Annotated in this window: 11 protein-coding genes; 7 read left to right on the top strand and 4 right to left on the bottom strand. The window is 39.3% G+C overall.

Annotated features, from left to right (window positions below):
- Window positions 1-62 precede the first annotated feature (62 nt).
- Window positions 63-1,277, bottom strand: coding sequence for a 5-demethoxyubiquinol-8 5-hydroxylase UbiM (ubiM, locus tag ACQP6D_RS05365; protein ID WP_427857640.1), 1,215 nt, complete (start codon window positions 1,275-1,277; stop codon window positions 63-65).
- A 167-nt stretch (window positions 1,278-1,444) separates the two neighbouring features.
- On the opposite strand from ubiM, the gene ACQP6D_RS05360 reads away from it, so the two are divergent.
- From ACQP6D_RS05360 to prmB, 4 genes are all read left to right on the top strand, one after another.
- On the top strand, window positions 1,445-2,071 hold the full coding sequence (locus ACQP6D_RS05360; RefSeq protein ID WP_427857639.1) for a Smr/MutS family protein: 627 nt from the start codon (window positions 1,445-1,447) through the stop codon (window positions 2,069-2,071).
- Window positions 2,072-2,169: 98 nt separating this feature from the next.
- Window positions 2,170-2,718 (top strand): DUF2062 domain-containing protein, encoded by a 549-nt coding sequence (locus ACQP6D_RS05355; RefSeq protein ID WP_427857638.1) that lies wholly within the window; start codon window positions 2,170-2,172, stop codon window positions 2,716-2,718.
- A gap of 1 nt (window position 2,719) precedes the next feature.
- Window positions 2,720-3,229, top strand: a complete 510-nt coding sequence (locus tag ACQP6D_RS05350) for a type IV secretion protein Rhs (RefSeq protein WP_267408846.1) — start codon at window positions 2,720-2,722, stop codon at window positions 3,227-3,229.
- 84 nt (window positions 3,230-3,313) lie between these two features.
- Window positions 3,314-4,219, top strand: a complete 906-nt coding sequence (prmB, locus tag ACQP6D_RS05345; protein WP_427857637.1) for a 50S ribosomal protein L3 N(5)-glutamine methyltransferase — start codon at window positions 3,314-3,316, stop codon at window positions 4,217-4,219.
- 51 nt (window positions 4,220-4,270) lie between these two features.
- Here prmB and ACQP6D_RS05340 read toward each other — a convergent pair whose 3' ends face one another.
- The 3 genes from ACQP6D_RS05340 to clpB form a co-directional block, all read right to left on the bottom strand.
- Window positions 4,271-4,741, bottom strand: coding sequence for a CYTH domain-containing protein (locus ACQP6D_RS05340; protein WP_427857636.1), 471 nt, complete (start codon window positions 4,739-4,741; stop codon window positions 4,271-4,273).
- An 87-nt stretch (window positions 4,742-4,828) separates the two neighbouring features.
- Window positions 4,829-5,989 (bottom strand): serine hydrolase domain-containing protein, encoded by a 1,161-nt coding sequence (locus ACQP6D_RS05335; protein ID WP_427857635.1) that lies wholly within the window; start codon window positions 5,987-5,989, stop codon window positions 4,829-4,831.
- Window positions 5,990-6,566: 577 nt separating this feature from the next.
- Window positions 6,567-9,140 (bottom strand): ATP-dependent chaperone ClpB, encoded by a 2,574-nt coding sequence (clpB, locus tag ACQP6D_RS05330; RefSeq protein WP_427857634.1) that lies wholly within the window; start codon window positions 9,138-9,140, stop codon window positions 6,567-6,569.
- Window positions 9,141-9,951: 811 nt separating this feature from the next.
- Between clpB and ACQP6D_RS05325 the strand changes: the two genes are divergently transcribed.
- The 3 genes from ACQP6D_RS05325 to ACQP6D_RS05315 all read left to right on the top strand — a co-directional run bounded on the left by ACQP6D_RS05325 (window position 9,952) and on the right by ACQP6D_RS05315 (window position 12,334).
- Window positions 9,952-10,254, top strand: a complete 303-nt coding sequence (locus ACQP6D_RS05325; protein WP_143558419.1) for a hypothetical protein — start codon at window positions 9,952-9,954, stop codon at window positions 10,252-10,254.
- Between the two features lie 415 nt (window positions 10,255-10,669).
- A complete protein-coding gene (locus ACQP6D_RS05320; protein WP_427857633.1) occupies window positions 10,670-11,662 on the top strand; it encodes an AfsA-related hotdog domain-containing protein in 993 nt (330 codons plus the stop codon).
- Window positions 11,663-11,677: 15 nt separating this feature from the next.
- Window positions 11,678-12,334, top strand: coding sequence for an HAD family hydrolase (locus ACQP6D_RS05315; protein ID WP_367418533.1), 657 nt, complete (start codon window positions 11,678-11,680; stop codon window positions 12,332-12,334).
- Window positions 12,335-13,522 lie beyond the last annotated feature (1,188 nt).

Here is a 13,522-nt window from a genome sequence, read left to right as displayed (position 1 = left end):
ATGTAATTATGCCTGCTAGAAATTAATTACAGCAGGCATTTTTTCATAATATTATCTGTATATCAGCCAGTGAGCTGTTTGCTGATGAGTTTTTTCACTGGTGGTAGATTATTGCTGATGCGTAATACCAGAGATCGCATCAGCCGAGCAGGATGGCTGTCATTGGTGAACAACGACACCATGGCATTGGTGCCATGATAAAGCATCCGTGTATGCGGCATATGCTGGCGCTGGTATTGTGCCAATAGGGTTTGGCTGCCAATGTCTTTACCTTTCTGTACCGCTTCAATGATTAGTTTAGACAGGATACCAACTCCACTCAGCCCTAGATTGAAACCATGGGCGGTAACCGGATGCATACCTACTGCGACATCACCAATCAGGGCACTACGGTGGGCATAGAATGCATTGGCGTGAACGCCAACAAGCGGGTAATGATGCACAGTGCTGACCAGATGCATGTCACCCAATTTGCCTTTGAGCTGCTTGGTAATATCTGCCGCCAGTTGTGCAGGAGACATATTTAGAATTTCACCAGCGCGTTCATTATTAATGGTGACCACGCAGTTGGTCATATTTTCTTCTAAGGGCAGCAAGGCCAATGTACGGCCATAATGGAAACATTCCAGAGCAGTATGCTGATTGCTCAGGGTATGACGCATGCGGAATACAATCACCGTACGTCCGAAATCATGAATCTGAGCGGATATACCTAATTGACGGCGAGTGTTTGAAAAGCGGCTATCAGCAGCAATGAGCAATCTGGCGCTGATGGTTTGCCCGTTATCCAGAGTGGCTTCGATGTGGTTGCTATCTTCATTTCTGACATCAATAATGCTATGTCCCCCAATCAAGTTGATGTTTTTATATAGGGTGACAGCTTCATAGGCCGCACGGCGGATATGATGATTACTGATTAGGAAACCTAAAGTATTCGCTGGTTTACCGCGTGCCATAGTAGGTTGTTCGAAATGTAGTTGATAATTCGAGTAACCATTGATTACTTTGGCATCACGCAAAGGATAAATTTCATTTGCCGGTACTTTGTCCCACATATCCAGCTGTTGCATGAGTTCCTTTGAGTAATGGGTCAGGGCAATTTCCCTGCCATCAAACGGTGGTTCTGCCAGCGTAGCCGAATCTTGCTTTTCTACTACGGTAATTGATAGTCCTGATGGTGCCAGTGCACGTGCCAGACTCAATCCTGCCGGACCGGCACCGACAATAATGACATCAGTTTCTTTACCTGAGCTTGGAGAGACATTAGTTGCCGTCATAAAATCTGTTCCTGAATGAATATATTTTATACAGCACTAGGATAACTGAAAATCAGCACGAATCCTATCTTAAACGCTTACAAAGTTAATAAAGGTCAAGCTTAACTTGGAGTTTGCGCCTCTGCTAAAATCATGGAAATGGTATTTAGATATGAATGGTTACTCATATGGCTGAAAATTCATTTCAAGAAAAGTTGCAACAACTGGGTAAACTGGCCAGAGCCCAGCGTCAGGCTGAAGAGCAGCAACGGGCACAGCAAGCAGCAAAGCGTCAAACAGATATCACTTTCAGTGAAGCGATGGGTAAGGATATTGTGCCGTTAAAAGCCAGAAATCAGTTTCAGCATCCACGTGACAATAGTCCGATTAAACCGCGTCAGAAGCAGGAAGAGCTGCTGGATACGGAAAGCTATTTTTATATTGGTGAAAATCAGGAAGATAGTGCACCTGTGGTGTTTAGTAAAAATGGCCGTGGTATGGCTGATATTAAACGTTTGCAAGCCAGACATTGGCCGATAGTGGCTTATGTGGATTTACATGGTTACAGACAAGAAGAAGCACAGGAAGTGCTTAACGAATTTATCGCATATATACAGCAATACGGTGTCGTGGGCGAAATTGTTCATGGCAGTGGTCTGGGTTCCAAAGACTATCAGCCGATATTAAAAATGCTGGTACGGCGCTGGCTGATGGCCCATCCCGAAGTTCTTGCCTATGCTCAGCCTAATGAGCGCAATGATGGTGCGGTGTATGTATTGGTTAAAAAGAAACATCGTATGCAGGAGAAAAATTAATTTTTGCAGATGAAACAAAAAAGGTTCCGACTTCATCAACTCAGTTAGATCTGTATGGGAATATTTAACAATGCAGCTTTCTTGTCCCGAGAGATGTAATGCGTAATAAAAAGGCTAAATGGATACGGCACATTAAATACAAAATGCCGACACAAGCTTCATTATTTGCCTTGCCTTGGTTTAAGCCATTCGCACGCTGGTTTGACCGACCCTATTTTTGGCAGCTTAATCGTGAACGGGCTGCTTCGGCAGTGGCTGTTGGAATGTTTTGTGGTCTGATGCCGGGTCCAACACAATTTTTTACCGCACTTATTGTGGCTTACCTTGTTCGTACACATTTACCACTGGCATTGTTAACTACACTCTATACTAATCCGTTAACTTATGTGCCTCTTTATTACTGTGCTTATGAAATAGGTGCCGGTCTGATGTATGGGCAATGGGGTGTAGAAATGCCTGCCTTGCCGGCTTTAACCATTGGTCATCTGGGTTCGGAGCTCTGGCAATGGGTGATACAATTTGGCAAACCTTTGCTTGTTGGCGTACCTGTACTAGGGATGATTCTGGCTGCTCTCGGCTATTTTTTGGTCTGGAATGGTTGGAATTGGGTAGCGTACAGAAAAACACACCGTAATATCCGGAATTAATATGATAGAGCGTTCGTTAACAGATAATGAATTGCGTCTGGTTACAAATTTACTTGGTCATGCAGCTAATTGGTCAGAAGTAAAGATTGTTTTCGGAGCTTGGTGGCAGTTTCATCAGCATGCAGCCATTACCTGCGGCAATCGTATTTATTTTCCAGCTGCTTATTTCACAGATGATTTTGTAGCCACCTCTTTAAGCCGGCAAGCATGGCTAATTCATGAATTAATACATGTATGGCAGAGCCAGCATGGTTTTCCGGTTTTATTGGCCGGTGTCTACCTGGCAATGAAAGCAGGTTATCATCACCGCCGTGCCTACCGTTATCCGCCTTTGAATGAAATTAAATACTTCGGCCAGCTTAATATGGAGCAGCAGGCACAACTGGTACAAGATTATTTTCTGGCACTGGCCGGTGATAGTAGACACCATTCGCATCTACTCTATTTCCGTCGTTTGCTGAAGCCGTTTGTCAATCATCCGCATAATCAGCGCTTACTCCCTCATTACTGAACGTACAGCAAGCCAGAATAGCCTCCGAAAGATTCCCGCACAAGCTGATATAATCTGCATTTGATTTTATTGCCGGAGTGATTCATGTCTGTATTTGATGCAGCTGCACAGCAATTGCATAGTGTACGAGATTTTTTACGTTTTACTGTCAGTCAGTTTGAAGAAGCCAAACTGTTTTTCGGCCATGGAAATAATAGTGCCTATGATGAGGCTGCCTATTTGATTTTGCATACCTTACATTTGCCGCTGGATACTCTGGAGCCTTTTTTAGATGCGCGGTTACTGGATACAGAAAAAGGTACCTTGCTTCATCTGGTACAGCGCCGTATCAGTGAGCGTATACCTGTAGCTTATCTAACCAATCAGGCTTGGCAGGGCGAATATGAATTCTATGTGGATGAACGTGTGATTGTGCCACGTTCATTTATTTACGAACTATTAGGCGAACCTCTGCGGTTATGGATTGAATATGACGAGCTGGTACACAGTGCACTGGATTTGTGTACTGGTAGTGGGGCGCTGGCAATCCAGATGGCGCATTGCTATCCAGATGCGGTAATTGATGCTGTTGATATCAGTCTAGATGCGCTTGAAGTAGCCGCAATTAATGTAGAAAACTATGGATTGCAGGAACGAATTAATTTAATTCATACCGATTTATTTACTGGTATAGACAATACGTATGATTTGATAGTTTCTAATCCGCCATATGTGGATGCAGCGTCTGTTGAGCAGCTGCCGGAAGAATATTTACATGAACCTGAGCTGGCACTTGGCAGTGGTGAAGATGGGCTGGATGTAACCAGACAAATCATTCAGCAGGCTGCTCGTTATCTGAATCCTCATGGCGTATTAGTGGTAGAAATTGGTCACAATCGAGAAATACTTGAGCAGGCATTTCCAGAGTTGCCATTTACATGGCTATCCACTAGCGGGGGTGATGGTTTTGTATTCTTGTTAAGTCGTGAACAACTGTTGGGTGAAGAATAAACTACACATCTATGGTCAGTTAAGCCAGTTTGGCTTCAATAAAAGTTTACTCTACCATTGGCTAAATGGCTTGCTGACCAGATTACTGTTGTAATAGCGTGGATCATCTGATACTTCCTCGCCAATCCACTCTGGCAAAATAATTTCATCCTGTGCATGGTTTAGTTCCACTTCAGCCACAATCAGTCCTTGATTAACGCCTAGAAATTCATCAATCTCCCACACAAGACCATTCAATGGTATGCAATAACGATATTTTTCAATAATAGGTTGTTCGGCCAGATGCTGAATCATATATCGTGCTTCGTCCAACGGTATAGGATATTCAAATTCTGTACGCGTAATGCCTTGAGTTGTACTTTTAATGGTTAGCCATGCTTCATTATCACAGCAACGCACACGCACTGTGCGCTCCTTGATGGTGGAAAGGTAACCCTGACAATAATGTTTTGCAGGTACCAGACCCCGCCAGTTATTGCCTGTTACCAGAAATTTACGTTCAATCTCTTTTGCCACAATCATTTTCTTTCATCTAATATATACAAGAAAAAGCACCAGCAACCGTGTTTTAGCTTGCTGGTGCAGTGGTCTTAAGCTTAATAATAGCAGTTAAGAAGCCAGTTTGTTGGCAATGGCATTAAACATCAGTGAAGCTTCCAATGGCTGCTCCAGCATAGAAGGCTCAGCTTTCGGCCATGTAGACCATTGTACAATAACCAGTTTCTGCGCCTGATTAACCATTATAATCTGCCCGTAAATACCCAGAGCCCACATGGTATCTTTACTGTTTAGCCCAGTTTTGGGTGCTACATCAGCAGCATTAGCCGGTACACTATTATTCCACCATTCATAACCATAAGTACCTTCTGGATGTAGCTTGCTTACTGAATTTTTTGCCTGATTCCAGCTACGCGCATCTTTTACCCAGTTTGCCGGCAGAATCTGCTGACCATTTGGTAGTTTGCCGTTATTCATTACAAACAGGCCAAATTTACCCCAATCCTCAAGTGTGGCATTAAAACCATGAGCACCGACATCATGTTTGTCTACTGCATAACTATGCCATACACCATCACGACTCATGCCAAAAGGCTGCCAGATTTTATCCTGAAGATATTTGGCAATATTTTCACCAGTGGCTTTTTCAAGAGTATCACCTAGCAACCATGCGCCACCTGAAGAATAAGACCAAGCTGTACCTGGTTTGGCGTAGGCTTTACGTTGTGGGTTTTTAACTAAATTGTTGACACAGGTATAAGTGTTGGGATGTGCTTCACATTGGGTTAGCTGCGCAAAATCAGATTGAGGATTGGTGTAGTCTTCGTTCCAGTTAACACCAGAAGTATGTTGCAACAATTGACGAATTGTAACGTTTTCCCATGCAGTACCACGTACATCAGGATTATATTTGACTACCTTATCATCTAGAGATTTGATTTTACCTTCTTTAAGAGCCACACCCACTAGGGTGGATACAATCGATTTACCTACAGACCGGGACGTCCATAAAGTTGTTGGGTTATTACCGTTGGCATAATAATCCCAAACCACTTTACCATCTTTTATAACCATCATACCGGTTACATTGTTGCGTTTTAAATAGTCTTTCAACAGATAAGACTGGCCATGAAGCTGATAACTTACCTGATTAAGATTTTGTGTTGCACGTGGTAAAGGTTTACCGCCTGCTGCATGAAATACATCACCAGCATACGAGCGGTAATCATTACGAAAACCAATTGCACGCTGCTGCTGATTCCAGGTCAGCATGTTTTTAACATTTGGCAGTTTTTTGTCAACAGGTGTAGGGCAGTTATTCAGATGTAGCGTTTTACAATTATTCTGAATTGTGCTTGCCTGAGTGTTAAAGGCGGCTGAAAGACATAATGTTAATAGCGCTATTTTTATTGTTTTTAAAGAAGAGTGCATATAAATCTCCCAAAAAATATCACAACTATAAAAAGTAATGCACCGCTAATATATTTAAAAGCGATAATAACATTATCTTACTTTTAAAATAGAGTTGTAAATATGTTAATAAATTATATTTTAATGAATACAGACCTAGTAGAGATTAAAATCAAAGTTTTTGAATGATATTAATAAATAAAATTCTGAAAATTAATAATTTTAATTATTTAAACGAATATAGTTTAAATATTAGAATACATTAATGAGAATTCATTTTTAAGATTGTTGAGAAATTAGTTAATAATAAAGATGTGGTTAGAAACTGACTATTTCGTGACCCATCAATCAAATTCTGATCATACAAAATTTATGCTTATACAATTGTTATGCATTATTAAAAAGAAACCTGCTTTTGAGCAGGTTTCTTTTACAACAATCAGGCAAACGTCAGAACACCATCCTGAGCAGTTAGCATAATCGTACTGTCAGGTGCGTAATCACCAGCTAATAATTCCTTAGCCAGCGGATTTTCAATTTCCGTCTGGATAGCGCGTTTCAAAGGACGGGCACCGTATACAGGGTCGAAACCCACTTTAGCCAGTACATCCAGAGCAGCATCGTCAACTTGCAAGTGCAAATCCATTTTTTCCAAGCGGTTGCGCAGCCCTGCGAGCTGAATATTTGCAATTGCACGGATATTAGACTGATTCAAACTATGGAAAACCACCACTTCATCAATACGGTTTATCAGTTCAGGGCGGAAGTATTGTTTCACTTCTTCCATTACAACCGCTTTAATGGCTTCGTAATCATCACTCGCCATCTTCTGGATTTCCTGACTACCAATATTAGATGTCATCACAATTACCGTGTTTTTGAAATCGACAGTACGTCCCTGTCCATCTGTCAAACGCCCATCATCCAGTACCTGTAACAAAATGTTAAAAACATCTGGGTGGGCTTTTTCCACTTCATCCAGTAACACAACACTATAAGGATTACGTCGTACCTGCTCGGTCAGGAAACCGCCTTCTTCATAACCAACATAGCCGGGAGGCGCACCAATCAGGCGTGCTACAGAGTGTTTCTCCATATATTCCGACATGTCTACACGAATAAGATGAGTTTCACTGTCAAACAGGAAGCTAGCCAGTGTTTTGCATAGCTCTGTTTTACCTACACCGGTAGGTCCAAGGAATAAAAAGCTGCCGTAAGGTTTATTAGGATCAGCCAGACCAGAACGTGAGCGGCGAATTGCATCAGCTACAGCTCTAACAGCTTCATCCTGACCTACCACACGTTCATGCAATACTTCTTCGATTTTCAGTAGTTTTTCACGTTCACCAGCCATCATTTTCGATACAGGGATACCTGTCATACGCGATACAATTTCTGCGATTTCTTCCGAGCCAACTTTAGTGCGTAACAGTTTGTTTGGCTGTGTATCATGCTGACCGCTGTCTGCTGCCTGTAACTGAGCTTCAAGTCGTGGCAATTCCTCATATTGCAGCTTGGCCACGTCCTCCCATTTGCCCTCACGTTTTAGTGCATCCATACGAACTTTAAGATGATCAATCTGTTCTTTAATGGTTACACTGCCTTGGGCTTTAGCACGCTCGGCTTTCCAGATTTCATCCAGATTGGCAAATTCACGCTTAACGTTATCCAGTTCTTCATCCAGTAAAGCCAGACGTTTTTTACTGGCTTCGTCATCTTCCTTCACCAAAGATGCGCGCTCAATTTCTAGCTGAATTTCTCTCCGTTTCAGCTTATCCATGCTTTCCGGCATAGACTGACTTTCCACCTTAATCAGTGAAGCAGCTTCATCAATTAGGTCAATTGCCTTATCGGGTAGAAAGCGGTCAGTAATATACCGGTTAGACAATTCAGCTGCGGCCACAATAGCCGGATCGGTAATTTCTACACCATGATAAATTTCATACCGTTCCTGCAAGCCACGCAAAATTGCAATAGTATCTTCAACCGTAGGCTCTTTCACCAGCACCTTCTGAAAACGCCGTTCCAAGGCTGGGTCTTTTTCAATGTACTGGCGGTATTCATCCAAAGTTGTTGCACCAATACAATGCAATTCTCCACGCGCCAAAGCTGGCTTGAGCATATTACCTGCATCCATGGCTCCATCAGCCTTACCAGCACCAACCAGAGTATGAATTTCATCTATAAAAATAATCGTATTGCCTTCATCTTTAGCCAAATCGTTCAATACAGCTTTAAGCCGTTCTTCAAATTCTCCTCGGAATTTAGCACCGGCAATCAAACTCGCCAAATCCAGCATCAGCAGCCGTTTATTGCGTAAAGAGTCTGGTACTTCATTATTAACTATCCGCTGAGCCAAGCCCTCAACAATAGCAGTTTTACCTACACCCGGTTCACCAATCAGTACCGGATTATTTTTGGTACGCCGTTCCAGCACCAAAATAGTGCGCCGGATTTCATCGTCTCGTCCGATTACAGGGTCCAGTTTGCCGGCACGGGCTTTTTCTGTTAAATCTGTTGTATATTTTTTCAGTGCTTCACGTTGGTCTTCTGCATTAGGATTATCCACACTTGCCCCCCCACGTACGGCATCAATAGCCATATTTAATTTATCTTCAGTAGCGCCTGCTTGTTTCAAAATACGGCCGCATTGTCCATTTTCCTGTACCGCAGCTAGCAAAAACAATTCACTGGCGATATACGCATCATTGCGCTTGGTAGCTGCCTTATCCATCAAGTTCAAAATGTGCTGTAACTCGGTACTCGGCAGAATTTCTCCGCCCTGACCAGATACCTTAGGCAAACCATTAATAGTGGTTTCAATTTGCTGTTTCACTTGTGCCAGATTGGCTCCAGCCTGTGTCAATATTGCAGCGCTGCCACTATCCACATCATCAAGCAAGGCTTTCAATACAAAAACAGCCTCAAGATATCCGGCATCCTGACCCAAAGCAATGCTCTGAGCATCCTGCAATGCTTGCTGAAACTTTGCTGTAAGCTTATCGAATCGCATCAGATTTCCTTCATTAAAATTTTAATTAATAGATATATTGGTATTAGAAAATTAATGTCAAGACCTAAAATGGCTAAAATAGAGTCTAATTTATAACTTGCTGATTTATAAATTTAATAAATAGTGATGTTATTAACAGCCTAGATTGAACAATTCCTTACACCTAAACAGCATTGAATTATCACTATATTGTATTGATAGATTGTTTCCATAATGATAAGAAACAATTGATTTTATGAACATCATTGCCCCAACTTCGGAACCAAAACTGTATCAAACTTCAAAGCATAATCAGACATGCCTCTTTCCTTAGTAACGCGCAATATTTAAAAATTAAGCAAAGTTTGTGCTACATCATAAAAATATAAAAATTTATATAAATCATATTGTAAAGAATATTTATATGCTAAATACATTTTATGCTGTTAGGGCAGATGCCTGACTAAAATTTCACAAAATTTGTGAGTATATCTGTGGATAACTTAAAAAAAACAAGATGAATCAATCCAATTTTAAGGTGCTTAAAATTTAAGCAGAAAAACCATCCAATATACAAACCAATCAGCAACAACAAATCAATTTCTTATTTTGAAACATAAATATCAATAGATTCATCCAATTAATTCAATGCCACTGGAGATTTGACTTGTAGCTTCAATACAACTTGAGCATAAATTTGTCATATACTCATTTTTCCAACGCGTAAAAGATTAAATGGTGTAAAATTAATTATTATTATGAATATCAAAATAAGACAGCCATGAGAACCGAAGAATTTAATAAGTGCCGTGAATTTCTTGAAGGGCAAATCATGCGCACGCCTGAAAACAAAGAATTAATTGCCACATATCAAAAGCTGCTGGAGCTGAAGAGCATATACGATACTGAAATTCACATTTCCATGCTCGATAAGAAAGCACGCAAAATGGAGTTTCAGCAACAAGTCCAGTCAGGCAGTGTTACCGTTGCAGAAACTCATGAAGACGGTATGGACATTAAAGATGATTCTCAAAATTATAACCAGCTGCAACATAACCAAACTAATTTAATGGCTAATCAGAAAAACTGGTACAACTATCAACGGATACAGCATCATCACTTTGGCAACAACTAAAAAGCATTACACGAACCTACATCATCCAGCCATAGATATTAATCATAGAGTATTGGCAATCAAAGGAAGTTTTTTCTTAATTAAAGAAAAAACTTCCATTTTATATTTACTGTAATACTCAAAATAACACTGCAAGCTAAATATAAAAAAACAACGATTCAGACACAATCAGAAAGCTAGTTAATATAAACTTCTTAATATTATGTGTGGCTACCAAACGGCATTGAAAAGAATTGATAACTGCAAAGTATCCGAAAATAAAATTCCAAGCAAGCCTGAATATAAATACTTAATAAAAATTTTTTTGAAAATTTACAACACATTAAAATAATTCACGGATTATATTTGCCACCTATACAAAACATAATAATAATCAATTGCAGATTAATATAAAATTTTAAATAGGGGCTGAAAAATGGATTTACAGCATGAAAATAGTGTGGGGACAAAGGCATATTCTGCTCAATGCATTAACAAAAAATTGGTACATAAACGTGCCATAAGTGAAGTGTTTATCACTTCAATAAAAACTACCAAACAAGATCAGTTTCTGGTCACGGCACAGCTTCCGCGTACGCATATGTATTTCAATGATAATCTTACGGGATATTATGACGCGATATTGCTACAGGAAATATTTCGGCAGGCAGCCATTAGCATCACACATCAATTCTATCAGATACCATTTTCCAATATTTTCATCATTGATAACACACAATTAGAAATTAAAAATCATCAATTGTTAAAAATGATTAACTATCCAGCTGATGTGTTTATAGACATTAAAATACTGACATTTAAAACCAAACGCGATACTTTAACCGGTCTAACATTAAGTGAACAACTTTATATCAACAATTTACCGTGTGCTCATTCACAGACCACCATGCACTGGCTAAACCAGGCACTATGGACCAAATTAAGAAAAAAAACAGCCATTCAATTTGTTTCGCTTGGTAACAATTATTATTCTGAAAATTATTTTCCTCTTCCAGCATTTATGGTTGGTAAAAACCTGAGTAAAAATGTCGTAGCAACCAACCTGATTGAAAATCACGCAACTATTCAAACAACTTTAGATTTCGATCCCGGCTATTCGGCACTTTGTGACCATGAAGTAGACCATATTTCAGGCATGGTCTTAGTAGAACTTTGCAAACAAACAGCTCTTATCGCTATCAGAAAATGTTTTCAACTACCGGCAAATCTGCTTGAGTTAATCTCTTGCTGCCTGAATTTCAAAGCCTTTTGTGAATTAGGGTCAGATGTAGATTGCGTGATAGATAAAGCAAAAATGGTACTGGATACCTCACAAGAAAATCAGACCATTACGTTCCCTATTGTGATAAAACAGAAAGACAAAACAATGGCGAGTGTTGACGTCACCTTTAAAATTTTATCCCATTAAAGCAGAGTCATTATCATGAATAAGCCTATATTCTGGTTTGATTTCGGGGGCGTACTTACGCCACCAATTAAAGCAATTATCTATCAATACCAGCAGAAAACCCAATTACCAGCAAATATCATGTTGCAAGCCGTAAAAGACACTGCTGCTGAATTTGGCTATACAGGACTCGAGCCTCTAGAAATTGGTTTAATCAGTGAGCAAGAGTGGGGCAGACGGGTAAAAAACAGATTGACCCAGCTCCAACCAAATATTGACACTTCAAAAGCCGATCTGGAACATTTCGGGCGTCAATGGTTTGAAAATATTCAACCAAATACTCTGATGATAGATAAAGTTCGGCAACTAAAGAAAGCCGGATTCACCATAGGTTTATTAACCAATAATGTCAGAGAATGGGAAGCTTACTGGCGGCCTATGATAAACCTTGATGACGTGCTGGATATAATAGTGGATTCTTGTAAGGTTGGCTGCCGAAAGCCAGACCAGACCATCTTTCAAATAGCTGAGCAACAAGCCAACACAACTGCGCAACACTGTATCCTAATTGATGACACAGAAGAAAATTGTGTAGCTGCTCAAAAAAGAGGATGGCAAACTATTCATTTTATTGATAATGACCAAGTATTAAAGGAAATCAGTTATTTAACTGCAAACAAAAGTTTAGAATAATAATTTCTTTTCCTCCTATTAAGTTTAATATCAACATCTGGGCAATTGCAATTCAATATAGTGATTTGTCACCCAATATTTTCCAGATAATTCATATAGACTTCTTAAAAGAGCTGATTTTAATTGGAGGAGAAAAAAGATATAAGAAAGGCTCGCCAAGTCTGAATACGCAGACTGTAAGTATGTCTCTTACATGTATTGCTTATTTCTCCCCTCATTCATAAAACCAACTCCATACAAATAGCATATTTGAAATTTTTCAGATTTCGAAATTTCAGTAACCTTCACGATGCGATTTTTCAAAGTTACTACATCATGAGTAGAATCAGGTTATTTACCCCTATTTAATCAATTAATCTCATTATCTTTTATGGCATATGGCTCATATTTTAGATAGGCAATCAAGAGATAATGCTAATATTGTTGCTAAAAATTAACAGTTCATTAATGCTAAAGTCTTTATCTGAAAATAATATTGAATAAAATTTGAATAAAAATATTTATTATATATATCATAATGTTATTATAATATTTATTTAATTTGTTAATATCATATATGCATATTAGTAGTAATTAAATAGACTAAATTCCATTGTTCTTAATAAAAATTAATATTAAAAAGCAATCATGACGATTATAATTTTTGGAAACTTTCTGAAACAATTGTCTTCCTGTTACTAATATTTTTATAGATTTGTCCATTATTGTAGTTGCAATAAACAGAAGTCTAACCTCAAGTAATTTTCTTTATAAATTATGTGGAAATAAAACAGTATTTGAAATCTTCAGACTAATTGCTTCATTTTTAGCATAGGGGCAGCATTCCACAACGCAATATTTTTTATAAACCAGCCAGATTAAATGAATAAAAATCTCCATAAAATCATATTCTCTACTCTTAACTATCCATTTAAAGACGAAAATACCAGCCTCATTATTAAAGGCAATATTGCCTATCTTGAGAGCTACATGGATCACAGGCAGTCATAATTTACTTTCATATTTAAAGAGCAAAATGTATCTACAAAAAATCGTATTGCTTATCAATTTCTTGGCTAGTGGTCTTATAAGTGTTTACGCCTCGCCGGTAACAGAAGTAGCTTCCCAGCTAGACCGTCAGCAGCAACAGCAAATCATTCGCGAACAGCAGCGTCAGCAGCAGTTTCAGCAGCAAATGCAGCCCGAAGT

It is taken from the genome of Snodgrassella sp. CS2, from assembly GCF_050310315.1.
Taxonomy (GTDB): Bacteria; Pseudomonadota; Gammaproteobacteria; order Burkholderiales; family Neisseriaceae; genus Snodgrassella; species Snodgrassella alvi_E.
Note: the sequence above shows the minus strand (reverse complement) of the source record. Positions and strands in the feature narration are given on the sequence as shown.

Excerpts from the sequence above, each read along its gene's own strand:
- ubiM (WP_427857640.1), bottom strand. The coding sequence starts at position 1,277 with ATGACGGCAACTAATGTCTCTCCAAGCTCAGGTAAAGAAACTGATGTC.
- ACQP6D_RS05360 (WP_427857639.1), top strand. The coding sequence starts at position 1,445 with ATGGCTGAAAATTCATTTCAAGAAAAGTTGCAACAACTGGGTAAACTG.
- ACQP6D_RS05355 (WP_427857638.1), top strand. The coding sequence starts at position 2,170 with ATGCGTAATAAAAAGGCTAAATGGATACGGCACATTAAATACAAAATG.
- ACQP6D_RS05350 (WP_267408846.1), top strand. The coding sequence starts at position 2,720 with ATGATAGAGCGTTCGTTAACAGATAATGAATTGCGTCTGGTTACAAAT.
- prmB (WP_427857637.1), top strand. The coding sequence starts at position 3,314 with ATGTCTGTATTTGATGCAGCTGCACAGCAATTGCATAGTGTACGAGAT.
- ACQP6D_RS05340 (WP_427857636.1), bottom strand. The coding sequence starts at position 4,741 with ATGATTGTGGCAAAAGAGATTGAACGTAAATTTCTGGTAACAGGCAAT.
- ACQP6D_RS05335 (WP_427857635.1), bottom strand. The coding sequence starts at position 5,989 with ATGCTGACCTGGAATCAGCAGCAGCGTGCAATTGGTTTTCGTAATGAT.
- clpB (WP_427857634.1), bottom strand. The coding sequence starts at position 9,140 with ATGCGATTCGATAAGCTTACAGCAAAGTTTCAGCAAGCATTGCAGGAT.
- ACQP6D_RS05325 (WP_143558419.1), top strand. The coding sequence starts at position 9,952 with ATGCGCACGCCTGAAAACAAAGAATTAATTGCCACATATCAAAAGCTG.
- ACQP6D_RS05320 (WP_427857633.1), top strand. The coding sequence starts at position 10,670 with ATGGATTTACAGCATGAAAATAGTGTGGGGACAAAGGCATATTCTGCT.
- ACQP6D_RS05315 (WP_367418533.1), top strand. The coding sequence starts at position 11,678 with ATGAATAAGCCTATATTCTGGTTTGATTTCGGGGGCGTACTTACGCCA.